21 protein-coding genes and 1 riboswitch are annotated in these 24,542 nt (G+C 44.7%); of the genes, 11 read left to right on the plus strand and 10 right to left on the minus strand.

Features of this window, described 5'->3' with window-relative positions; all coding sequences use genetic code 11:
- Positions 1–15: 15 nt before the first annotated feature.
- From AC0VXY_RS20665 to AC0VXY_RS20680, 4 genes are all read right to left on the minus strand, one after another.
- A complete protein-coding gene (locus AC0VXY_RS20665) occupies positions 16–870 on the minus strand; it encodes a MurR/RpiR family transcriptional regulator (RefSeq protein WP_435989102.1) in 855 nt (284 codons plus the stop codon).
- Positions 824–1,570 carry an N-acetylmannosamine-6-phosphate 2-epimerase gene (locus AC0VXY_RS20670; RefSeq protein WP_475526392.1) on the minus strand — a complete coding sequence of 249 codons (747 nt, stop codon included), beginning with the start codon at positions 1,568–1,570 and terminating at the stop codon, positions 824–826. The genes AC0VXY_RS20665 and AC0VXY_RS20670 overlap by 47 nt, the downstream gene beginning before the upstream one ends.
- 64 nt (positions 1,571–1,634) lie before the next feature.
- Positions 1,635–2,951: an ABC transporter substrate-binding protein gene (locus AC0VXY_RS20675; RefSeq protein ID WP_475526393.1), complete on the minus strand. Its 1,317-nt coding sequence runs from the start codon at positions 2,949–2,951 to the stop codon at positions 1,635–1,637.
- Positions 2,935–3,687, minus strand: a complete 753-nt coding sequence (locus AC0VXY_RS20680) for an alpha/beta hydrolase (protein WP_475526394.1) — start codon at positions 3,685–3,687, stop codon at positions 2,935–2,937. The genes AC0VXY_RS20675 and AC0VXY_RS20680 overlap by 17 nt, the downstream gene beginning before the upstream one ends.
- A gap of 285 nt (positions 3,688–3,972) precedes the next feature.
- On the opposite strand from AC0VXY_RS20680, the gene AC0VXY_RS20685 reads away from it, so the two are divergent.
- From AC0VXY_RS20685 to AC0VXY_RS20695, 3 genes are all read left to right on the plus strand, one after another.
- On the plus strand, positions 3,973–4,962 hold the full coding sequence (locus AC0VXY_RS20685; RefSeq protein ID WP_475526395.1) for a LacI family DNA-binding transcriptional regulator: 990 nt from the start codon (positions 3,973–3,975) through the stop codon (positions 4,960–4,962).
- A 153-nt stretch (positions 4,963–5,115) separates the two neighbouring features.
- The gene (locus tag AC0VXY_RS20690) at positions 5,116–6,519 is read left to right on the plus strand and encodes a sucrose-specific PTS transporter subunit IIBC (protein WP_475526396.1); all 1,404 of its coding nucleotides are present in this window, start codon (positions 5,116–5,118) and stop codon (positions 6,517–6,519) included.
- Between the two features lie 89 nt (positions 6,520–6,608).
- Complete coding sequence (locus tag AC0VXY_RS20695) at positions 6,609–8,099, plus strand: glycoside hydrolase family 32 protein (protein ID WP_475526397.1); 1,491 nt, start codon at positions 6,609–6,611, stop codon at positions 8,097–8,099.
- Between the two features lie 129 nt (positions 8,100–8,228).
- Here AC0VXY_RS20695 and AC0VXY_RS20700 read toward each other — a convergent pair whose 3' ends face one another.
- From AC0VXY_RS20700 to AC0VXY_RS20715, 4 genes are all read right to left on the minus strand, one after another.
- Entirely contained in the window at positions 8,229–9,356 is a 1,128-nt protein-coding gene (locus tag AC0VXY_RS20700; protein ID WP_475526398.1) for a glycerate kinase family protein, read from the minus strand.
- Between the two features lie 64 nt (positions 9,357–9,420).
- Entirely contained in the window at positions 9,421–11,112 is a 1,692-nt protein-coding gene (locus AC0VXY_RS20705; RefSeq protein ID WP_475526399.1) for a sugar phosphorylase, read from the minus strand.
- A gap of 12 nt (positions 11,113–11,124) precedes the next feature.
- Entirely contained in the window at positions 11,125–13,764 is a 2,640-nt protein-coding gene (locus AC0VXY_RS20710) for a glycoside hydrolase family 38 N-terminal domain-containing protein (protein WP_475526400.1), read from the minus strand.
- A gap of 67 nt (positions 13,765–13,831) precedes the next feature.
- Positions 13,832–15,784 (minus strand): fructose-specific PTS transporter subunit EIIC, encoded by a 1,953-nt coding sequence (locus tag AC0VXY_RS20715; protein ID WP_475526401.1) that lies wholly within the window; start codon positions 15,782–15,784, stop codon positions 13,832–13,834.
- A 205-nt stretch (positions 15,785–15,989) separates the two neighbouring features.
- Between AC0VXY_RS20715 and AC0VXY_RS20720 the strand changes: the two genes are divergently transcribed.
- Entirely contained in the window at positions 15,990–16,733 is a 744-nt protein-coding gene (locus AC0VXY_RS20720; protein WP_435989091.1) for a MurR/RpiR family transcriptional regulator, read from the plus strand.
- A gap of 120 nt (positions 16,734–16,853) precedes the next feature.
- Here the strand turns inward: AC0VXY_RS20720 and manA are convergent, their stop codons facing one another.
- Positions 16,854–17,801, minus strand: coding sequence for a mannose-6-phosphate isomerase, class I (gene manA / locus AC0VXY_RS20725; RefSeq protein ID WP_475526402.1), 948 nt, complete (start codon positions 17,799–17,801; stop codon positions 16,854–16,856).
- 104 nt (positions 17,802–17,905) lie between these two features.
- On the minus strand, positions 17,906–18,766 hold the full coding sequence (locus tag AC0VXY_RS20730; RefSeq protein ID WP_475526403.1) for an ROK family protein: 861 nt from the start codon (positions 18,764–18,766) through the stop codon (positions 17,906–17,908).
- A 338-nt stretch (positions 18,767–19,104) separates the two neighbouring features.
- Between AC0VXY_RS20730 and AC0VXY_RS20735 the strand changes: the two genes are divergently transcribed.
- From AC0VXY_RS20735 to AC0VXY_RS20765, 7 genes are all read left to right on the plus strand, one after another.
- Positions 19,105–19,458, plus strand: coding sequence for a YwqH-like family protein (locus tag AC0VXY_RS20735; protein ID WP_475526404.1), 354 nt, complete (start codon positions 19,105–19,107; stop codon positions 19,456–19,458).
- Positions 19,451–19,729: a YwqI/YxiC family protein gene (locus AC0VXY_RS20740; protein WP_475526405.1), complete on the plus strand. Its 279-nt coding sequence runs from the start codon at positions 19,451–19,453 to the stop codon at positions 19,727–19,729. Before AC0VXY_RS20735 ends, AC0VXY_RS20740 begins: the two co-directional genes overlap by 8 nt.
- A 13-nt stretch (positions 19,730–19,742) precedes the next feature.
- On the plus strand, positions 19,743–21,275 hold the full coding sequence (locus AC0VXY_RS20745) for a T7SS effector LXG polymorphic toxin (RefSeq protein WP_475526406.1): 1,533 nt from the start codon (positions 19,743–19,745) through the stop codon (positions 21,273–21,275).
- Between the two features lie 24 nt (positions 21,276–21,299).
- Positions 21,300–21,647, plus strand: coding sequence for a hypothetical protein (locus AC0VXY_RS20750; RefSeq protein ID WP_475526407.1), 348 nt, complete (start codon positions 21,300–21,302; stop codon positions 21,645–21,647).
- A 95-nt stretch (positions 21,648–21,742) separates the two neighbouring features.
- Entirely contained in the window at positions 21,743–22,549 is an 807-nt protein-coding gene (locus AC0VXY_RS20755; RefSeq protein WP_475526408.1) for a hypothetical protein, read from the plus strand.
- Between the two features lie 523 nt (positions 22,550–23,072).
- A riboswitch (cyclic di-GMP riboswitch) is annotated at positions 23,073–23,161 on the plus strand.
- A gap of 104 nt (positions 23,162–23,265) precedes the next feature.
- A complete protein-coding gene (locus AC0VXY_RS20760; RefSeq protein ID WP_475526409.1) occupies positions 23,266–24,126 on the plus strand; it encodes a M48 family metalloprotease in 861 nt (286 codons plus the stop codon).
- Between the two features lie 12 nt (positions 24,127–24,138).
- Positions 24,139–24,525: a hypothetical protein gene (locus tag AC0VXY_RS20765; RefSeq protein WP_475526410.1), complete on the plus strand. Its 387-nt coding sequence runs from the start codon at positions 24,139–24,141 to the stop codon at positions 24,523–24,525.
- The last annotated feature ends 17 nt before the right edge of the window (positions 24,526–24,542 follow it).

Below are 24,542 nucleotides of genomic sequence, written 5' to 3' on the forward strand. Positions count from 1 at the left end.
CACCTGCTTACCAGTTTAATAGATTTTGTCTACAACGGCTCTTGCGGTTTTCTCTTTCATGCCAAGGGAGAACTCTTTATTGTGGAGGGCAAGTCCGGTACATAGCAGATCGATGACGAAGAGCTGTGAAATCTTCGCGATCATGGATCCACCTTCAAGAGGGGATTCCTTCCCGCCGCTTAACAGAACTGCATCGGCAAGCTTCGTGATTGGTGAACGGGCATAGTACGTGATGGCGATGACGCTTGCTCCGTTTTCTTTGGCCAGTGTCAGGGAATCGATTGTGTCTTTCGTGCTTCCCGAGATACTCAATCCAACCACCACATCCCCTTCTTTCACAGTGGCAGCCGTCATGGACTGGATATGTGGATCGATGACCGCATCCGAACGGTATCCGATCCGAAGGAAACGATTCTTCGCATCCAATGCCGTCAGTCCCGACGTCCCGACTCCAAAGAAATGGATGGATCTTGCTCCGGAAAGGAGTCTGATCGCTTCTTCCAACGTTTCTTCATCCAGCTTATTGACGGTTTCATCCACGGCGTTCTTCGTATAAGAAGCAATCGATTGAATGAAGCCGGCGGGCTTACTGGGATCTGACTCTTCTTCTTGAGACATGGAAGATAAATCCTTCGCCATGGCAAGCTTGAACTCCTGATATCCTTTCATGCCAATCTTCCGGCAGAAACGGAGCACCGTCGTTTCCCCTACCTCCGCTACATCGGCAAGATCTGTCACCGAGTAGTAGAGGGCTTTTTCCATTTGTTCTAACACAACTATCGCCACTTTTTGCTCGGACTTTGTGAGGGAAGGATAATAGCTGTTAATTAACCCTCCTAATTTGCTCTTTGATGCCGTTTGTGCCTGCATCTTGATTACCTCCTTTATTCTGGATGGATTGTACAAACCTTTTCGTGATTTCCTGCGGCCTTGTGATGGCCGAACCGACTACGACGGTGTGAGCTCCCATATCCAATGCCTGACACACTTCTTCCGGAGTCGAAATCCGCCCTTCGGCAAACACCGGAATCTTGATGGTTTCAACCAATTTTTTCAATAACTTAAAATCAGGCTCACATTGCTGAGGCGAATACGGCGTGTATCCCGACATAGTGGTGCTGACACAGTCGACACCGAGCTCCACTGCGTGAACGCCTTCTTCATAGGTAGAAACATCCGCCATGATCGTTTGCCCTTTTGACTTCAGATACGTGATCAAGCTTTCCAGTGATTCACCGTTCGGTCTGGGTCTCGTTGTCGCGTCAATGGCAATCATGTCCACCCCTGCTCCAATCAGTTCATCGGCTTCTTTCCTTGTAGCCGTTATGTAGACATCACTTCCCGGGTAATCCCTCTTCACTAATCCGATGATCGGTAAATCCACGTACTGCTTGATGGTTTTAATATCAACCGCACTGTTTGCCCGGATCCCCGACGCACCGCCGACGTAAGCGGCTTTTGCCATTTTCCCCATTACATCCGCCCCGTGCAACGGTTCATGTTCAAGGGCCTGGCATGACACCACAAGCTTTCCCTTTAATTGTTCAAAAACGATTTCCTTGCTGATCATCTTGTCTTCACCGTGCTTTCATTGAAATGCAGAAAGGGAGATAAACTCCCTTTCCTCCATTCCCTTATTTAGATAGCGTTTCGTTCCATTTCATTTCAGCCTGATCCAATGCTTCGTCCACCGTCATATCTCCAAGCATTGCTGCATGAAGGGCTTCGTTCATCGCTGTACGTAACTCTTCAAAGTTGCTCATTGGCGGAATCAGTACTTCACTATCCTTTAATTGACCAGCCGATACGATACGGGCCTTATCAATTGGAGTCGCATCCGCAGGCTCTTCGCTGAAATACGGATCATCAAGAGCCGTTTCAATCGATGGAAGGATCGCTGTCTGTTTATCAAATTCAACCTGGTTCTCCGCATTCGTCAAGAAAATGGAGAAGTCCACTGCTGCCTGTTGGTGCTCAGATTGCTTCGGCACCACGACGTTCATGGCCGCTACGTTTTTCTTGTTTGTGTCACCCGTGATGATTGGTGCGGTTCTTGTCGCTTTCAAAATATCGGGAGCATTCTCTTCTACAATCGTCAGGAATTGTGGGCCTGAAGGCAGGATCGCAATTTCACCCGCTTGATACAAATCGACCGCTTTAGAGTGCCCTTCTGTTAACACTTCACGTGGAATCAGATCATTCTTGTAAAGGTCTACGAAGAAGTTGAATGCTTCTTTCCCTTCCGGCGTGTTGAATGTTGCTTTCGTCATGTCCTCATTCGTTAAATCCACGCCCATCATCACCATCGTTTCAAGGAGATGACTTCCATCAAGGGCCGGGAAGAACGCGTATTTACCCGTTTTGTCTTTGATCGTTTTTGCAACATCTGTTAATTCTTCGAAAGTAGCCGGTGCTTTCTCTGGATCAAGTCCCGCTTCCTTGAAGATATCCGAGTTATACATGGTTACCTGAGAAGACAGGTACCAAGGAATACCGAACGTCTTTCCGTCGAATGTGTTGGAAGACCAAATGTTCTCGAAATACTTACTCTTCACATCTTCTGGAACCATTTCATCCATATTCACCAATGCATCAAGCTCTGCAAGCTTCGCCGCGAACTGCGGGTTCAGGTTGGCTACATCCGGAGCCGTTTTTGAGGCGACGGCTGAAAGGATCTTCGTCTCCATATCACCCCAAGGAATGTCCACCCATTTCACTTTTACGTTTGGATTCTCCTTTTCAAAGTCAGCGATGACCCCATTTAAGTAATCATCAAACGTTGGAGATAATTGCATCGTCCAGAATTCAATTTCAACGGGATCCTCTTTCGTCCCCTCTTTTTGTTCACCTGAAGAGCTGGATTTGCTGCTGTTACAGGCAGCTGTAAATAGCATAGCAAACATCAACATAAGCGTTAATAGAAACTTTCCATTTTTAAACATTGTGTTCATCCCTTTCCCCTTTTGTATTCGTATCAATAAAATAATTTAATGCACGCGGCAGGTCCCTTCTCCAAAAATCCCATAGGTGCTGTTCGTCTTCTTCGTAGTATGTAATAGTATCTGTGATGGATTGAAGTTGATGATGAAGAATTCGGTTGAAAGATAAGATTGGTAGAGCTTCTCCGGTAAGTGGATAGATAACAGACTCTTCCCCGAGGCCCACTACTTGATAAACGCGCCAATCTATTATTTGAAGATTGCGAATTTTAAATTCATGAAAATCTGTAAAGGCTCCGGATTGTAATAGCATGTGTGACCACAATTCAGGCGACTCACAAGCGATACTCATAGAGACCGCTGCTCCAAGAGAATCACCAAGTAACCCTGTTTTGCGAAGCTTTTTTCCATTACGATGAAATCGACGGCGTATGTCCTGAAAAAGTTCTTCATAAAAGAATCGGACATAATTCTCGTGTTGCTTCCCCTTTGGATGATAAAAATGATAGCGTTCTTCTGAACTGGACGGAGGTACGAGCACCAGTACCAGATGATGAGATTCCGAGTTTACCAGAATCGCTTCAAGTGTCTGGAGGATATCCCCATGCTCCACATAATCCATTCCATCCTGAACAAATAAAACATCGACTGTCTCTTCATGACCCCTTTTGTACTCATGGATGTAGTATCGTTGATCACGGCGTAGATACCGGCTGGTAATCACGCATTCTTCCAAGCTTGCTTTCAATGACCGTATTCTCCCCCTTTCTAAGAGTAGGTTCCCCTATTAGGTTCTATCCTAGCATATGAAAGCGCTTTTGTGAATATGTTCTCCATTTTTTATTTTTTTGGTGGATTATTGCTCCAAATCAATAGAGAGGGCGCCTTTCTTCTCTCTATAAAATATTTTCAATTTTATGATCAGAAAGAGCCAAATTGGCATTTGAAACCCGACCTCACCACCAACCTTCTAAAATCGCCTCCCATAAGGTAAAATAATGACAGGATCCAGAACGAACAAGGAGGATTTTGATTGATCACAATCAAGGAAGTGGCTAGAAGAGCCCAAGTATCGAGCGCAACAGTATCCAGGATGTTGAATGATTCCGGGTATGTAAGTGAAGAGGCACGAGATCGAATTCTGAAGGTAATAGAAGAAACAGGATATGTTCCGAGTGAGAATGCGAAGTCGCTGCGGACGAAGAAAACGAAGGTGATTGGGGTCATCTTGCCGAAGCTCGGTTCAGAAACGACGAGCCGGATGGTGAATGGGCTGGACCAGATCCTTGCCGAAAAGGGGTATCAGATTTTACTCGCCAACACCAATTTAAATGCTACTAAAGAGATCGAGTTTATCAGACTTCTGAAAAGCAGGGATGTTGAAGGCATTGTCCTTTCGGCTACGAATACGAGCGGACCATTAATAGAAGAAATTCAAAAGTTGAAGATTCCGGTAGTGGTCGTTGGTCAGGACCTCCCCGATACGCCTTCGGTTGCCTTTAATGAGATGATGGCTTCAAAGGACATGATCGATTACTTCATCGAAAAGAAACATGAGAAGATTGCTTTCATCGGAGTGAGCGAATCAGACAGGGCAGTAGGATTGTTAAGAAAACAAGGCTATCTGTCAGCAATGGAAGAACATAGCCTCCGGATCGAGGAGCATTGGATTCAAACGGCTGTTTTCGATGTGGAGTCCGGTTATCAGGCGATGAAGAACATCATGGAACATTCAAAACACCGCCCCACAGCGGTATTTGCTGTGACGGACCGTCTTGCGATCGGTGCCATGAACTATATCAAACAGGCGGGTTTGCGGATACCTGAAGACGTTGCTTTGGCTGGAGTGGGAGCTTCCGAGCTCTCTCAATATGTCACTCCCTCCCTCACCACCGTTGATTTCCATTACCATAAAGCCGGACAGGAAGCAGCCAATATGATCCTCGCTCAGATCAACCAGGAGAGCATACCGAACGATAAAATGGTATTAGACTATAGACTAGTAAAAAAAGATAGTGTATAATTTTGTGTAATCGATTACATACCGTTTTCAACACATGTGTAATCGATTACACACAACGTCCATTCATTTCCCATGGTATCGGCATAATTCAGCTGATACTATTAATTTTCTGAAATATGTAATCGATTACACACAAAAGAAGGAGGAGAAATCATGTCTGATAACAGAAAGATTGCAGAGGACATTCTATCAGGTGTCGGCGGTGAAGAAAACATCCTTTCCGTTGCCCATTGTGCCACCCGTTTACGAATCATGGTTAAAGATAAAGAGAAAATTGACCAAGTTGCCATTGAAAATACGGAAAAAGTAAAGGGAGCATTTTTCAACTCCGGTCAATACCAAATTATATTAGGAACCGGCACGGTTAATCGCATTTATGAAGAAGTGAGGCAATTAGGAGTTGCGGGATCCACAAAGACTGAACAATCGAAAGAAGCCGTCAAGAACGGAAACGCATTTCAACGTGCCATTCGTACATTCGGCGATGTGTTTGTACCGATCATACCAGTCCTTGTTGCAACCGGTCTGTTCATGGGACTGCGCGGCCTCGTACTACAAGAACAGATTTTGGCCTTCTTTGGCATGACGCCGAATGATATATCTGAAAACTTCATATTATTCACTCAGATCCTTACAGACACAGCATTTATCTTCTTACCCGCCCTCGTCGCCTGGTCGACCTTCAGAGTATTTGGCGGGACACCGATCGTCGGAATGGTTCTTGGACTGATGCTTGTGAGTCCATCACTGCCAAATGCCTGGGGTGTTGCCGGAGGGGATGTACAGCCACTTGAGTTTCTCGGCTTCATTCCTGTAGTCGGGTATCAGGGATCCGTCCTTCCAGCTTTCATTGCCGGTATTCTTGGGGCAAAGCTTGAAAGACAGATACGGAAACGGACCCCGGAAGCACTGGATTTAATCATTACGCCGTTTCTTACATTATTGATTATGATCACTCTAGCATTATTCGTGATCGGACCTATATTCCACAGTCTGGAGAATGTGATCCTTGATGGAACAGTCGCTGTTCTGGAATGGCCTTTTGGTATTAGTGGACTTATTATTGGCGGAATCAACCAGATAATCGTTGTAACGGGGATTCACCACATCTTTAATCTTCTGGAAATTCAGCTTCTTGCCAAATTCGGAAACAATCCCTATAATGCGATCATCACCTGCTCGATTGCAGCACAGGGCGGCGCAGCTTTGGCAGTTGGATTAAAGACCAAGTCCAAAAAACTGAAAGCATTGGCTCTTCCTTCTTCCCTATCTGCATTTCTAGGAATCACAGAGCCAGCTATCTTCGGGGTCAATCTCCGTTACGGAAAACCATTCATCATGGGACTTATCGGCGGGGCGGCCGGCGGATTCCTAGCTTCCCTCATGGGTTTGAAAGCAACAGGGATGGCTATTACCGTAATACCTGGGATGTTGTTATATCTAAACGGACAAATCCTTCAATATCTATTCATTAACATTGTCGCCATCGGAGTAGCCTTCGCCCTTACCTGGATGTTCGGGTATTCGGATAAGAAAAATCTTGAAACTGAAAAGTAGACAGACACTAAAGAAAAGCAGGTGAATGGCTCTCACCTGCTTTTCTTCCATACACGTAAAGAACCCTACACGAAAGGATTTATTCCATTATGACAAAATATACCGAACCGAAATATAGAACCATCCACGAAGCAGAAGCAAACGAGTTGGAAAGCCTTAAAGAAAAAGTGGCTGCATCTCTGTGGAAACCCGCTTTCCATATCCACCCGGAGCATGGTCTCTTAAATGATCCCAATGGTCTTGCCTACTTCAATGGTGCGTACCATGTCTTCTACCAGTGGTTTCCGTTCGGAGCATATCACGGAATGAAGCACTGGGCCCATGTAAAGTCCACTAATCTGGTGGAGTGGGAACGGCTGCCAACAGCTCTGGTCCCGACTGAGGATTATGAGTCACATGGTGCCTATTCCGGAGCTTCCATGGAAGTGGACGGGAAGTTGTACCTTTACTATACAGGGAACATAAAATTTAGCGCTGAAGAACGATCGGCCAATCAGTGTCTTGCCATCATGGAAAAGGATGGACAAGTCCGGAAATATGATAAAAATCCGATTATCAAGGGTGTCCCGGCTGGATTCACCGGTCATGTCCGCGATCCCAAAGTGTTTAAAAAAGGGAACATGTATTACATGCTGCTCGGTGCACAACGCGAAGATAAAACCGGCGCAATCATTATCTATGAATCGAAGGACGCCCTGGACTGGTCGTTCAAGGGAGAATTGAAATTGGACCTGGACTTACCGGAATCGTGCTATATGCTGGAGTGCCCTGATTATTTTGAAATCCAGGGACAAGAGATTCTTGTTGTCTCCCCACAAGGGCTGGAAGCGAAAAAGCACGACTATCAAAATCTTTACAATGTGATATATGCACTTGGTAAACTGGACATCGAGAACCTGACATTTGACGTGACAAGCTATGAGGAATTGGACAAAGGCTTTGACTTTTATGCTCCCCAAACATTCGAAGGAAAAAGCAATGAACGGTTAATGTTCGGCTGGGCGGGCATGGCTGAGGTAGAATATCCCACCGACCAAGAAAATTGGGCACATTGCCTGACACTTCCCAGGGAGCTTGATATCGTGAACGGTCGTCTTGTTCAAAAGCCGGCAATCGAATTGAAACAGCTGCGAAGCAAGTCCCAATCAGATGTTCGGACTCTGGATAATGGCTCAACCAATCTCCATTCCGGGTTCCTCTCATTTGAGTTGGAAGCTTCCATCGAATCCCGTGGAGCAGACTCTTTCGGGATGGAACTCTTCTCATCGGACACAGAGGGACTTGTCTTAGCATTTGATCGTTCCAGTCAAACCATTTCGTTGAATCGCGAAAATTTCCATACCTCTTTTGATAAGGAAAATGGTTTGGTGCGAAGTGCTAAGCTCAGCATCGGGGACAGCGTTAAAGTACAGGCTTTCGTTGACCGGAGCATCGCCGAAATTTTCATCAATGACGGTGAGGTTGTCTTTACAACAAGAGCCTTCCCCATGCAGCAATCAACCGGAGTCAAACTATTTACAGATAAAAAACTAACCTGTACCTACACGATCCATCAACTGAAGAGTAATAACTCACTTTAGATAAAGGTCCGTCCCTCACCACTTTAAAGCAATGAGGGACGGACCTTTCAATTTGACCCGGAACTTAACGTAAGGCAACTTATATTTTCTCGTCCAATAGATAGAAGAATCAAGAGGCGACCTCCTACATCATACCTTCAACAACCGCACAACCTGCTCCATCGTTACCCGGATCTGCTCACTCGTAACCTCGCTCCTCAAGGCTTCCTCCAACGACCGGCACTCGGTCTGAATCGAAAACACCGCATCCAGATACTGATTCACTTCAGCCAACTCCGAATCGATCCGACCTGCAATCCCGATCACTCTCTTACCGTGCTTCTTCGCAAGTAGCGCAACCCCCACAGGTACTTTCCCCATCAGTGATTGCTGATCCAGGCTTCCTTCACCGGTAAAAACAATATCCGCCTTCATCACTTTCTCTTCCAACCCCGTAAGCTCTATAATCGACTCCACTCCGGATTGAAGAGTCCCATCTAAAGCTGCCACGATGCTTCCACCGAGTCCTCCGGCGGCTCCCGATCCAGCTACCTTTTGAACGTCAACACCATATACTTCTTTAAAAAGGGAAGCAAGCCTCACCAAACCGGCATCAAGTTCCAGAATCCCCTCAGGACTCGCCCCCTTCTGCCTGCCAAAAATATGAGCAGCACCTTTCACTCCATAGAATGGATTCGTGACGTCACTCGCAATCGTAAACGAACAATCCTCCAGTCCGGCCAACCGCTCCCGATCTGAAAACGAAGCCGCCTGAAGTAACGGATTCCCTTCCACACCGAGCTCTACTCCGTCCCCACCATAAAACGTCCATCCCAAAGCCTGCAGCATACCGACGCCACCATCATTCGTCGCGCTGCCCCCAAGGGAAATGACGATATTGCGATAACCGTTCTGTACAGCATCCTTAATCTGTTCCCCCAGTCCATACGTATTCGCTCTCATCGGGTCCCGCTTCTCAAACGGAACGAGAGGAAGTCCACTGCTTCTCGCACTCTCGATAAACGCCGTGTCCCCGTTCAGAACAACATATCGAGCAGTGACAATGTTCATTAACGGATCATGTACCCATACTTCCTTCTCTTCTCCATCAAGGCAAGTGAGCAGGGCATCCAAGGTCCCTTCTCCACCATCCGCCATGGGAGAGTTCTCAACATTAGCCGATGGCCAAGCCGATAGAACCCCCTTTCGTGCCGCTTCCCCCACTTCAAAAGCAGACAATGAATCCTTATAAGAATCCGATGCTATTAAAACATTCATCTCCTACACGCTCCTATAAAAAGATGCCAGAAGCCTCACACAGCGACTGGCACCTTAAATTCATCTATTGTTTCACCCACATAAATTCATATGGAGGTAATTCCACTTTTCCACTTACTTCTTTCCTGCTTACAAGGTCCATCCCTGCGTGAGGAACACTCACTATAACAGGCTTCACATCCAGATTGACGATGAACATGATGCTTTCACCTGTTTCCTCATTGAAACGCTTCAGTCCGAAGACATTCTCACCGAGTTCCAACACTTCCTGCCCTGCATAAGGAGAAAAAGCTGATTCCTTCTGTCGGATTGAAATCATTTCCTGTAAGCCTTCGAAAATCCCTTTGCGACGAGAATCCGTCTCTAGTTCTTCAAGGATGTTCCCAAGCTCTAACTTCTCACGATTAATCCTGCGGTTGATGCCTGACGCCTCTACTCCCTCTTCATCATTATGAGAACCGAGTAAAGAATGATAATAAACGGCCGGAACTCCCACAAACGATAACAGGATGGAATGTGCAGCCAGCATCTTCTTCACTTCAAGTTCTTCCGTCGTATCCTCGCCTTGATTGACCAGGGCTGCTGAATAGTTGATGTTCAGCTCATAGACAGACTGGCTGCCGTCACTATTGGCTTTATACGAAACACGGCCGCCGTTTTCTTTCACTTTATTCACAAGCAGCTGTTTCTCGTCATCGGTCAAGATCCCTTCCGTCGGACGCATCCCGATTCCGTCATGGCTTGCAAGGAAATTGAAATAGGTTGCCGTATCCGAAACAGTATCAATCGTTTTCGCCCATTCCGTCAGCTTTTCACCATTGTGTGTCGTCAGTGAAAACAACACCAATGGAGGCAGGGAAAATTGATAAACCATATTGGCTTCATCGGTCCCATCACCGAAATAGCTGATGTTTTCTTTGTGCGGTACATTCGTTTCCGTAATGATCTGCGTATTCGGTTTGAAGAAGTCCATGACCTCTCTCCACAGCTTGATGATTTCATGGGCCTGTGGCAGATGGATGGACGTGGTGCCTGATTCCTTCCAAATGAACCCGATGGCATCGAGGCGAATACTGGTCCCGCCTTTACTTGCATACTCGAGTAAAATATCCGTCGTTTCCTCTAATACCGGGAAGTGGCGGAAATTCAAGTCAACCTGGTCTTCACTGAAGGTAGTCCAAGCCGTTTTCACGCCGTCATACCCTTCGTATTCATGATATAAAGGCGAAGTGCGGGGACGGACCACAGCACTCGTGTCAAAAGAAGGATCTCTCGGAACAAAGTATTCCTGATATCTTGCTTCGCCATTCAGATACCCTTGGAACCACTCACTGGATTTCGAAATATGATTGGCAACGAAATCAAACATTAAGCGATAATCCTGAGACAACCCTTCAATGTCTGTCCAATCACCGAGCTTCTCATCCACTTGACGATAGTCCACGACGGAGAATCCATCATCGGACGTATAAGGAAACATCGGCAGCAAGTGGACATCCGTAACGGAACCCTTCACCTTTTCATTTAAGAAGGTGTGAAGAGAGGCAAGCGTTGGCTTACCTTCTTCGTAGATACTGTCACCATATGTGATGAGATACACGTTTTCTTCTGACACAGGGGCTGCACTTTCCCACGAGTGACGACTCCACTTATCCATCAGCTCGGTAAAAGAAGTCAAGAACTCCTCTTTGAAATCTTCTCCATAAATCGATCGCAATCTCTTTTCTACACTTTGTATTAATTCTTGCTTCGTCATCTTTTCACCTTCTTAAGATAGTTTTAATGTAAGGTGGCTCTTCGGATTAAGTTCAATCTCCGTTCCAGCATCCTTCTGATATTCCTCGGCCAGATTAGTGATGGAAACTTGACTGAATTCATGTTTCAACGTCACGCTTTGAACAGTCTCCATCGGGTTGAACAAACGAACAACCATCGACTTGTCATCATAAGCACGTTTGCAGCTGCTCATGACCACAGATGGGTTGTCCATTTCCAATAATGAAACCTTGTCATCCATCTCCCTAACCGGATAAGGAATCTCAAAACGCTCAAGGCGCTCTTCAAAGGTATTTAAGCTTTGCTTCTGATAAGAACCATATCGATCCACGTATTGATCCGTCAGCCCGAACATCGCCACAGGCTCTGCATTTCCAACATAAAGAGCATATTCAAACACCATTCTTTGCTTCATCTGGGCATCTGGGGTGTAGACGACTTTGTTATTAATACCCGATGCTCTTCCCGGACGCCACATGAGATCATCTTTTCCTAACAAACCAACGCTTCTGAATAGAGTAAGAGCAAGTTCTCCTGATTCTTTAAGCACTTCATATTCCTTGATACCTCTTGTAACGGCAGCAAACGTATGAGAATCAGCTGACACACCTGCAAAGTTTTCAAGTGAATAAATTGGAACCGGCGCTTCGGCAAATCCATTCTCTTTCCAATCCTTCATATACGGATTGTTTACGCTTCGCTCAATCAGCCCGAAGCCCTGATCGGCAAAAGTAGTTTGAGGATGCTTCACTCCAGTATTCAATCGAACGCGCACGCGATGATCTTCAACCGTATTCTCGATCGTATGTTGAACCCGAACGAACGTCTCATTCTTCCGAAGCTCAAGTGTCGAAACAATCACCAGTGGTTCGCTATTGATTTCCGCCTGACGGTCCACCAGATTCCCAGGAACAAGCACTTCATGCTTCACCATCATTTTCTGAGATAGCTCACCTGTTTCAACAGAAAGCAGTTCACCATGCTCCATCCATAGAGGTTGATCCCCTTCTAAAGGAGAGAAATCATAGGAATCCCCCGCATCCCCTACATTTTCAAAGCGAAGCAGATTGGAGATCGCGGTGCCATTGTCTTTCTCTGTCAGGGTCAGATTCCCTTCGACGAATTCCACTTTTACATGTTCATTTTCGATGGCCTGACTACCATTCTCTTCAAGCTCTTTCATTCCTTCGCTGATTTCTTCCACGATGTAGGTCTGATACCCTAATCCGGCAACATCCTTCAGTTCTGCCATCACGACGGTACGATAATAACCCGGTACTTCTACCTGTTTCTCACCTTCTGCTGTGACCACGATCTTCTTACCACCGCTGATATATTCCTGATCAATGGCTTCAATCGCAACAGGCTTGCCAGCAAGATCCTTCACATGGAACTGATCAGACTTCGTAAACAAGGCAGCTTCCACCGTTCCGGAAAATACAGACGCATTCGTATTAAAGAACACGAAAGTGGAGTCATGACCAAGTTTCTTACTGATGGCTTCTGTCACTTGTTTCTTCAAGATATTCAGAAGTCCGTCGGCGATCCGGTTCACCTTTTCCAGTCGTTGGACGATATCACGATTGGTATCATCAGAGTTACATCCGCCGATGCTGTCATGGGCATGAACATCGAAGAGTTCCTTCCACATTCCGTCCAACCAGGCTTGGGGATAACGCAGACCAAGAGATTGACCGATGACGGCCAGTGGCTCCAGTACATTCAAAATCTTATGTTCGATTTCATAATTGGCTTTTTTAATATCATAGCGCTGGGAACGAATTGTGTTATGAATGCGTGACTTCTGCGTCGCCGTCAGTTCTCCTTCGATTACATTTGCAAAATCCGCCCCGTTCTCCCACGCATCCTTCATGAACGTCTCATAGTCGGAAAGGACAAACTCATAATCCTCTGAGCCCTCATTCAGCTTCTTGATGGTCTCAGGGAAATGCTCACGCACAAGCACCTGATCCCCACCTGCCGGGAGAAGGAGGTGATCACTATTCTGGTTCATATCAGCCAGCTTCTCCAGAATCGGAAACAGTCGTTCTTCCTTATACTCCTCTGAAGCCTCAAGGAATTTCCCTGGTCCATACCCGAAATAAATATTGTTGGCATTCACTGTTTCACCGTCAGGGGATTTCCATGTAAAGTTCAAGTCACCCTTTAACTGATCCGTATAAATTCCGCGCTGAAGCACACTGTTATCAATCCCGAAACCTTTAAAAATCGACGGGAGATACTGATTTTGCCCGAAAATATCCGGCAGATAGCCACAATTCATACTGTGACCAAAACTCTTTGAAATCTTCGTTCCATATAGCAGGTTGCGGATGATGGATTCTTTATTCACAAGCAGGGAATCCGTCTGCGTATACCAAGGCCCGATAAACAGCTTTCTCTCTTCCACCTGCTGCTTCAAACGGTCCCTGTTTTCAGGACGGACTTTCAAGTACTCTTCGACGATGCTCGCCTGGGCATCAAATACATAGCCCGTATAGTCTTCATCTGTTTCAAGGACATCCAAGAGATGATCCAGGTTTTCTGCAAGCAACACATTCGAATCTTCTATTGTAAAATACCATTCACGATCCCAGTGGGAATGAGGTACGACATAAACACGCTTTTTCATGGATGTTCCCTCCAAATAATAGGTAAAGGGTTCCGGATCACTGACGATCCGGCCCCCTTTTTTGTGATTATTTTTCGTTCTTTTTCAAGATGGCAAAGCGGATGAAAATGTTTGCGAAAGCGATGAACAATACCCCGACTGCAAGTCCAATGAGATATGCCCAAATATTTTCAACAAGCGGCCATCCCCAAACAGCCGGAAGCGGATACCACTGAACGGCTCCAAGTACGACTGCCGTTACAGATCCTAATATCGCTCCGATGATGTTGATTGGAATCGTAATCAATGGGTTCCGAAGCATGAATGGAATCGCTCCCTCACTGATGGCGATAAATCCTAGTAAAAGTGACGTATTCCCTGCCACACGCAGGTTCGCATCGAACACGCGTCGACCAACAACATACTTATCGATAACCGTTGCAAGTCCCAACCCGATCGGCGGGATGACAATCGCCAACACTCGGGCAGTCAATGGATAGATTTGATCCGCTGCAAGTCCGATGGCAATGGCACCGGCTGCTTTATTGATCGGTCCACCTAAGTCAAAAGCTGTAGCTGCAGCGATGATACTGGCGAGTACGACATTCCCTGCACCTTGAGCCGCTGTGATCCACTCACTTAGAAGGGCATTCAACCCACCAAATACAGGATCTACGATGTAAAAATTCAAGAAGAAAATCGTTAATACGGAAATCGCTGGAATGATGAGCATCGGCTTCATTGCGATCAGATTTTTATTCAGCTTGATTTTTTCATTTAAGAATTTAGAAACATAACCAGCCGTCAGTCCAAGGATCAATGCTCCGAGGAAACCTGATGGTATCCCGCCTTCGATTCCCCAGAACGTATAGTGAAGACCGGCGGCGAATACCCCTCCGATAAAACCGGACACGAGTCCGACACGATCGGCAATGGCGTAAGCGACGAATGCACCGAAGATCGGGTACATGAATTTAAAGATCATTCCACCGAACTTATCGAGATGATGGAGAATGACTAATAGTTCATTTGAATCCGTAGCATATTTAATATCATTGATGGTATCTACGAGCCCGAGTGGCATAGCCGCAAGCTTCGCGATTCCCATCATGAGACCCGCTGCCACAAGGACAGGGATCATATACGAAATACCCGTCATGACCGCTTGAGTGATCTCGGACATGAGACCCTGCTTACTTCCATTCGTGGAAACCTCGTCTTCACTGCTGTCTCCTGCAACCGTACCATCAGGATTCGTCAATGCTCGGTTGATGATATCTTTGGCATGCTTTAACGGTTCGGCCACACGTGTCTGCACGTAAGGCTTACCTGCAAAACGCTCTTTATTCTTTGGCGCAATGTCGGTTGCAAAGACAACGGCGTCCGCTTCCTTCAAAATCGCCCCGCGGTGCTCGTCTTCAATTCCATTCGCACCTTGTTTCTCAGTGAGAACACGGACACCCAGCTCACGCCCTGCCTTCTCCAAAGCTTCAGCAGACATATACGTGTGAGCGATACCCGAAGCACAGGCCGTGATCGCCAGTACGGTTTTTGTATACTCTTGTGGAGTGTCGATAACGGTTTCTTTTTGATCCAATAATGCTAAGAACTCGGAAGGAGAAGAAGCGTTCATCAAGTTATCGATATACCCCTTGTCCATCAATCTTGTACTCAGTTCAGACAAGACGCTTAAATGAGTAGATCCTGCCTCCGCATCCGGAATGGCCAGCAAGAACACGAGCTGTACTTTGTTCATCGGATCGATGCTTTCCCATGTATCAAGGCTGTTTCGTAGTCTCGCGACAGCAAACTTCGCTTTCTTTACTGCTTTACTCTTTCCATGAGGAATCGCAAGTCCTGCCTCAAGCCCAGTAGGAGAAATCTCTTCCCTCTCAAGAACTGCCTGTAAAAACTCTTCTTTCGATGTTAGAACGTCCTGTTGATATAACGCATCAACCATCGTTTCAAGAACTTCTTGTTTCGTGTTTGCTTCAATATTAAATATGACCAGTTGTTCATCTGTCATGTGTCTTAATTCCAATGAGGTTCACCTCTCAAGTAATAATTTAGGTTTATGAAATCCCTTACAATGTAGTTATATCACAGAAAGAATCGGGACTTTTGTACATAGAGCGTACAATTGTACAGAATGAAAACCTTTTCTTTAAAAGGAGTATGCCAAAGAGCATAGGAATCAATGATATAATGAATGATAAATAATGAAACGGTTTACAAAGGAGTATGGTATGGGGAAAGTATTGGATCGGTTTTCTTCTTCTATCGGAGAACTAACATATGCTGAAAAGCACGTCCTCTATTATGTAGAGGAGAATTTGGAGACGGCAAAGAATCAGTCTTTGACCGCGATGGCCGAAAGCAATAGCGTGAGCACGACCACGATCATCCGCATGTGTCACAAGCTTGGGCTCGGCGGCTTCTCTGAGTTTAAGTTTAACCTAAAGAGCATCGATGAAAACGTAGGTCCGTCGGAGAATATGCTGGACCGTTACCGCCAGGATACGAATCGGACATTGGAATCGTTGCGCGTGGAAGAATTGGAGAAAATCAGCGAACAGCTATTGAAGGCGAATCGCGTCATGATTGTCGCCGTGGGACTGACGAAGATGGCTGGAGAATATTTCAGTAAACTGTTTATGCAGGTCAATAAACCAACGTCCTACGTATATGAATCACATATCATCGACCTGCTTCCGAATATGGTGCAGCAGGACGACCTCATCGTCTTCATTTCATCCAGCGGCGAGACGAAAACCATTGTCGGGGCAGCTGAGAAGATCCGTTATAAGAATGCAGACTCACTGGCAATCACCAATTCAGCAGATAGCACGTTAGCGAAAATCACCCGGAATGCAATCAGTGCCGATGTACAAAAAGTACAGTTTGCCGGGTATGATTTGACGCCTCGGTCTACGATGGTCATTTTAATTGATTTGATTTTTGAGTTTTATTTGAAGAAAGTGATGAAATGATCACTAAACAAGTGGTTAGTGGGATTCTGCCTATGTTCTGGGGGTTTCTTATAACTAATCAAACGTTTGTTTAAACGAAAAGCACGAAGCTCCCTACGTAATAGGAGCTTCGTGCTTTTTTTATACATGCGAAACAATCAACTCAACCTGTCCCTCAATCTCAAATGTCTCAACATCGGCAGTCAGGATGAAGTGATCCCCTTTTGTGAGAGAATACTCTTCCCCTTGCACCTTCAATACTCCGGTCCCTTCCAATACACTTGCCAGTTGGAAGGGTTGATCCTGCACGAATGAAGAATGACCGTCGACTTTCCATTTGTACACGGTGAAGTATTCCGCTTCCACAAACTTCGTAGACTCGTTTCCTTCACGGGTTTCTACAGCCGGTTCAACTGCTTCAGCCTTATGTGGAATCGTCGTCACTTCAATCGACTTATCGATATGCAGCTCACGGGTATTCCCTTCCGCATCCGTACGGTCATAATCATACACACGGTACGTCGTATCCGAACTTTGCTGTGTTTCTAACACCAGTGTCCCTTTACAAAGGGCATGAATCGTACCGCTTGGGACATAAAAGAAGTCACCAGGCTTCACCGGGATGCGACGCAATAGATCATTCCACTCGCCTTTCTTAATCATCGACACGAACTCTTCCTTCGTTTGAGCGGTATGTCCGAAGATCATCTCGGCATCTTCATCACAGTCAATGATGTACCAACATTCAGTCTTACCCAGTTCACCGTTTTCATGTTCTTTTGCGTACGCATCATTCGGGTGTACCTGCACAGAAAGATCGGCGTTGGCGTCCAATATTTTTGTCAGTAATGGAAACACCGGCGAAACATGGTTTCCGAATAACTCACGATGGTCATTCCAAAGCTCATCAATCGTCTTACCGGCAAACTCACCGTTTACTACTGTACTTTGTCCGTTCGGGTGACCGGATATAGCCCAGCATTCACCTGTATGATTCGATGGAATTTCGTAGTTGAATTGGTCTTTTAATGCCGTACCTCCCCAGATTCTTTCCTGGAATACGGGTTGTAGAAATAGTGGTTGATTCATGACAGCCTCCTGAATTCAGTTGAATATTCTTGTCCACTGATTGTCTTACATAAGGGATAAAGTTTCAAGGACGAATTAGAATGCGGTCCTCTGCCTACTACGTATTAGCGGACCAATCCTAGTGCTCCCACTAGCCCGGCATTATTTCCCAATCCAGGCGGCACGATATATGTGTCGATCTCTTCAAGGATTTGTTTATGTTGAACATACCCACCCAGAATGGTAATCACCTGTTCTTTTATCAGAGGAAACAAGTGCATCTGATTCATCACTCCGCCACCAAGAATGACTTTCTTCGGTGATAAAATCAGAATGTAATTGGCAATCGCCTGAGCGAGATAATAGGCTTCCATTTCCCATACTTGAGGGTTGTCCACCAACTCAACGGCTTTCTTTCCCCATCTGGCTTCAATCGCAGGGCCGGATGCCAATCCTTCTAAACAATCACCATGATACGGACAACGACCTGCGTATGTGTCATCAGTATGACGGCGGACCATGATGTGACCCATTTCGGGGTGAGTCAATCCGTGCACAAGTTTCCCTTCTGTTAAAGCTCCTACACCAATGCCTGTACCAACCGTTATATAGAGACAGCTGTCTAAGCCCTTGGCCGCCCCCCAAACACTTTCACCAAGGGCAGCAGCATTTACATCCGTATCGAATGCAACCGGAACGTGGAAATGCTTCTTCAACTCACCGATCAGGTTGAAATGACTCCAATGCGGTTTTGGGGTACTTGTAATCGAACCATACCCCTCGCTTTCTGGTTTAAGGTCGATGGGCCCGAAAGAACCTACTCCCAGTTTTTCGATATTCTTATCCTCGAAGAACTCCACTACCTGTTTTAACGTCTCACCTGGAGTGGTCGTCGGAATCGTAACTCGCTCCAGGATTTCCCCCCTCTCATTCCCGATTCCACATACGAACTTGGTTCCTCCCGCTTCAATTGCTCCAATGATCATGTCTAATCACCCTTTCATTAAACTAGAAAGATTTCTCCTACTTATACTATCATTTCATTTGTAAGCACGGGGACGGTTCTGCTGCTTCCAAACAAAAAAAAGAAGCACAAGAAACGTCCCCGCGCTTCCTTTTCTTCAATAAAATGGAATATATTATGCATTTTATGGGTAAATCTTCATTGTACATATCCTTTGGGAGGACAAAAGCCTTAGTTCATGTCCGTAAATATGTGTTTATTTTCCTATTACTATCTTCCTTTCCATTTGATACCATTTATACTGGAGGAATTACGACATTTTTTTGTAAGGAGATGAATCCGCTGTCTTACCTATCATACTTGCAATCTCAACTCGCTGAAAAAAAAGAGCAGGTCAACCGCTTAGAATCGAATATACGAGCATTAGAGAATATACAGAATGAGTTCGTTCACAACCGACATTCCATAGAGGATCCTGAGCTCACCCCACATACGTGGAAGGGCCAGTTAGCCAATGCCTTTCAAGAAGTTCGTGATGATATTTCATTGAGCTACAGGGACCTTTACCACTTTCAATTAACTGAGGCTATTACGATCTTTGAAAATAAAGTCAACACGCTTCACTCTGAAATACAGACATTGCAGTACAATATCTCTCAAGAGGTTTCCAGAATAAACGAGGAAAAGAGGAAAGGAGACAATCACGTTGGGTGAAGAACTGAAAATACGCTACAGTGCTGTGGAACAAGCTGTTACAGATATCGACAATGCGTCTGAGTCCCTTACAACAGACATCCCAACCACTATTGCCAACGGCAATCGGTTGGACGTCACGAAACGAATCAATGAACTGAACCACCAATTGTCGGAAATCAGGAAGATGTATAAAGAACTTCTGGCAAAGAATAATCAATCAGTCAAGCAATCATTAATCAGCATGGAGGAAGCAGATCGCGAATTATCCTCCTCCATCAAATTGCGTTAAGGAGCGATACGTCGTGAAGATATTGGATTCACAGTCACTGCATAATGGAATCGATGAACTGACAAACATGCTTTCTACTGAATTAGAGCAGATTGAAAAGCTTGAAAATGAGATCAAGGCTTTCACCCATCTGAAGGATTCATTTGAAGGTCATGGGGGGAAGGCCATCCGTTCCTTCTACCAGGATGTGCATCAATTGATTCTTTCCACTTACTTGTCCACAATAAAAAAATACGAGCAAATTCTTAAAAATATTAAAAGTGCCGCTGACGACTTAGAACCCGATCAAACCGGTTATATTCATGAGGCATTCCTTACGGGTGATCTGACAAACGGTCTTCGGAAAGCGGAGACCCTGACAATGGATTTCGTGGATGAAGCAAACTCCGCTATCAGCAAGGTGAGTGATATTGTCTATGCACCTCCCCTTGAAGACAATCGTTTTATCAGTCATCAACAACAAGCTCATAAGAAGATTGCGCACACTATTGAAGATCTGGCTGCATTCGATTCTGCTCAAACGAAGATACTTGATTCGGTTGAACACGATATTCAAATTGTAAGAGATTTTCTACTTGAAGTGAGCGGAATGTTCGAGAGTGAGAAGTTGAATATTGGCAGCTACCAAAGCTCCGAACTCCGGAAAACAGACCACTATCAAGACATCGTTGCTCTTCAACAAAGTAACAGGTATACAAGATTAGGTGACATATTCCTATCACCATTCGATATGTTAAACAGCAAGATGAGCTGGGGTGATAATCTTCTGGCAGGCTATCAAACACTTGCTGTTCTTTCTACTGGAGTGTTCTCGTCCAAACTATCAGTCCACTATTTGGGCAACACCCCCACGTTGTGGCAAAAGCTGAAAGGGAATTACGAATTCAGCGTCAGGACAGATCCTTCCTGGACGAGTAAAGGAAAACACAGTTCGAAAATGGCAAAGAGTATTCTTACATTCTCTAGAGCAGAAACACCTAGTAACCCTCTCCTAAAGTACATGCATAAGTTCGTTAAAAGTTATGAAAGTCCAGCTCACTTATATAAACATGCAGCCGGCTTCCCGAAGAATTTCAACAAGACAACGGGAGCGCAATTAAGAAATAGTATTGTCGGGCGCATGAAAACAGGTACGAAAGAAATCGTTGGAAACGCAGCAAGAGTCAAAGGACTTACCACCATCGGGAAAAGGATCCCTTTAGTGGGAAATGCCATTTCATACATTGCAAACTTTGGAGAATTTACTGCTCAAGAGAATGCACACATGGGAAGGATGGAGAAATTCGGTAGATTTGCAGGTGGAGTAGGTACAGATATGATGGCCATAGGTGCCGGGGCTAGAATCGGGGCTACGATCGGGAGTATGGGTGGCCCGTTAGGTATTGTCATTGGAGCGTCTGTTGGTGGATTAGTTGGTGGTCTTGCAAGTTCTAAGTATGGAGACAAAGTAAAAGATTTTACAGGTAAAATAGGTAAAAAAGTCGGCGAAGAAGCAACGGAAGCCATCGTAAATGTAAAGAATTCTGTTGCGAGTTGGTTCAACTAAAGCCTATTTGAGAGGAAGGAAAATATGTTTTTGACACTGTATAGTGCCGTTGATTTCTTATTATTAGCGATTGGTATTGTACTATCTACTCAATTTGCCTACGGGTGTACAATATTCATTCTAGAAAAAACGATGTTAGGTTACTACGAAGTGGCGATCTTTGATCCCCCCACTACGTTATTTCAAAAAATAACAAACGCTTTCCAGAAGGGGATGCTGGGTTCCGGACCCTATATCTATACGAAAATCGAAAAATACAATTGGTTCTTACGAAAAATTCTATTTCTAGTTGCCCTCCTCGTTCAGGGAATTCTTTCGGTCACCCTTTATACCGTTCTCTCTATGATCGTAGATTACATCTTTTTTGGTTAGAAGAGGATATATTCCCATTCAACCATAGACAGGGTCAATGGTATTGGAGAAGTATGTTACACCTCAACAAAATACATAACTATAGGAGTGAGCCCATGAACCATATACTAACCTGCACATCCGAAGAACTTGCCTTAATGGTCAGCTTATCAGGCTACGACAGTGTAGCAAAGGGGATTGCAGAGGCAGCGATCGGGAAGAAGACCGAACAGGAATGGATCGCCATCATGGAGGCGACGAGTAAACAGCTGATCATGAAGAGCATCCTGGATGAAGAGCGGGACGCAAGAGGAGAGAATCCTTTAACGGAGGAAATGCTCCACTTCATCGGGAACTATGTACAATCCAAGAGGATGATCCGCTGTTCCAATACACCGGCTCAGTCTGTGTTGATGATCCATCACTACGAGAACGATGAGTGGCTGCTTCACCTCATTGAAAAGGATATCATCCATGAATTCTCCATTATTTCGTCAAATGAGATGGAGCATTATATGAAAGAATACTATGGCATCCAGAAGCTTCATACGAACGAGCAGCGATCCTTCATTCTGAGCGAGAAGAACTTCGACCGCTTAAGCAATCCGGAAAAACTAAAAAAGGTCCGAAAAAGCTCGAAATTCACACCTGAAGAAGAGGTCAGCTTCGACCTGTTTACTGAGGATTTAAAACGCTTTGAATGGACATTATTCAATATATCCAACTTTGGAATCGTGTCACTGGAGGATGAAATGTATCTGGAGAATATCCTATTATTCCTTCCATCCACCCAAGGCATTTGGCTGAGCGAATACAGCGATGATTCGGCGACGGTCCATTTCCATTTAGCCGATGAGAAAGAATGGGAAGACATGCTGCGGAGCATCGGAGAATTTGCCTCACACCTGGTTGAACAAGGGTGATAATTCAAACAAAAAATCCTCACTTTCATAAGTGAGGATTTTTCATAGCCGTGAGAGGACGAACTGACCATCCTCACCGTTCAGATTTATAAGCAATATATCCACCCCAAATAGCTAAACATATCGTCACAATCACCCAAAAGCCAAACATCCAACTCACCTCAATTTCTTCACATTAAGCCGATTTCACTTGTCTTATGGTATATTATACCTTACTCCATTTAAGATAAGAAGCAAGGGGACGGTTCTTCTGCTTCCAAAACACCACTCTTTGATAACTTTTGTTAATTGCCCAAATTTAATAACCTTCGCTGATGTAAATTCATATTTTAATGTGGCTTTCTTCGAGAAGGCAATGATAGAGTAGACGGGTTCTAGGGCCTTTTCACCTATATAATCCTTTAAAGTTTGGACATGCCCATAGTTTTGCCAAATTGGATTGAATGACTTTTCTTTCTATACCATTTACATATTTTTCTTATTACTTTATACTCAATTTAAATATATTACTAATTTCCTATAATAGTGATAAAGGCAAACTTTCTGAAAGGGGAGGACGCAAAGCCATGAGTCTAAGGTGCTATTCAGCGCTATGATTGTCAGGTTGCCGTAGAAAAATTGAGCTATGGCTGTTTGCTTTAGCTTTTTTTATTTAAGGGAACCGGTCTGAGGTAATACGATTTTTATAAAAAATAATTATTGGAGGATAAAAAACTATGTATTTCGTTGATTTCGCAAAACGGCTATTTAAGAAGCAGAACACTGGAATTATTATTTATCTTATTCTTAATACACTGATTGTCATGGCTCTTTTTCAAGACATCTTTGTTGGTTTATCATTGTATCTGGTCTCTCTTACCATCGCATTATCTCCAGTTGGTGAATGGATGCTCCGCGTCCAACAAGGATGCAAACCGCTCTCACAAGAATATATTGACCGTCTTATGCCATTATTTGAGGAAGTTTATGGGAAAGCTAAAATGCTTGATCCATCCATTGCAGATCACGTCAAGCTCTTCATAAGTAACGATTCTAATCCCAATGCGTTTGCCACGGGCCGTAAAACCATCTGCCTTACCAGCGGCTTATTGCAGTACAGTGATGAACAAATCAAAGCTACTCTAGCACATGAATTTGGACATCTTTCCAACAAGGATACTGACCTTATTCTAATTGTATCAGTAGGGAATATGATCGTTTCCACCATGTTTGTACTCTATCGTGTGGTAATGTCAGCCGTTGGCATTATGGCAAGTATCGCAAACCGCAGCTTCGGGACTTTGATTATGACTATTTTCATCGACTTCATGCTAGTCGCGATGATGTGGCTTTGGACGAAATTTGGCACAATGCTCGTTATGCATTCTTCCAGAAAAAATGAATATGAAGCCGACCATTTTGCTTACCAACTAGGCTATGGTGATCCACTAATACAAGTTTTAAACAGCTTCAATGAAATGGAAATGAGCTTCAGAAAAGGATTGTGGGGGCGTCCAGTCATCCCGAATCATTTAAACGAATTGAAAAATTACACCAATCTGAAGTGGCGTAATCCACTTCCCAACAGAAAGCATTAGGGGGTCAGAAGCATGTTGTATAAACAAGAATTAAAGAAGGTCCTTGTTCTCATTGCGGTGGGGATTATTCTTGCTGCAGTGTTTCTATTTAAAGCCATCACAACATATTCCGGTTCAACTATACGTTTTGGTGTCAATGATTACCTAATTTTATTCATGATTATTTGCTATCCAGTTGGAATTGTGTATGGCTGGCGTCAAATCCTGAACTTATATAACACTATGAGAAGATCAGATCGTGAACATTGGGCACGCGGTGGCGGTAAAGGATATACCGCATTAATGATAACCACCATCAATCTTGCGTTTTCGGTTATTGTTACGTTACTCCTAGGGTGGATGATCGGAATAATTAACGCATATAACAAGCTATCACAATTAAAAAGAATGGGACATTAATAGAAAGGAAGTATTGA

Source organism: Rossellomorea sp. QJM3NY_18 (assembly GCF_056173145.1).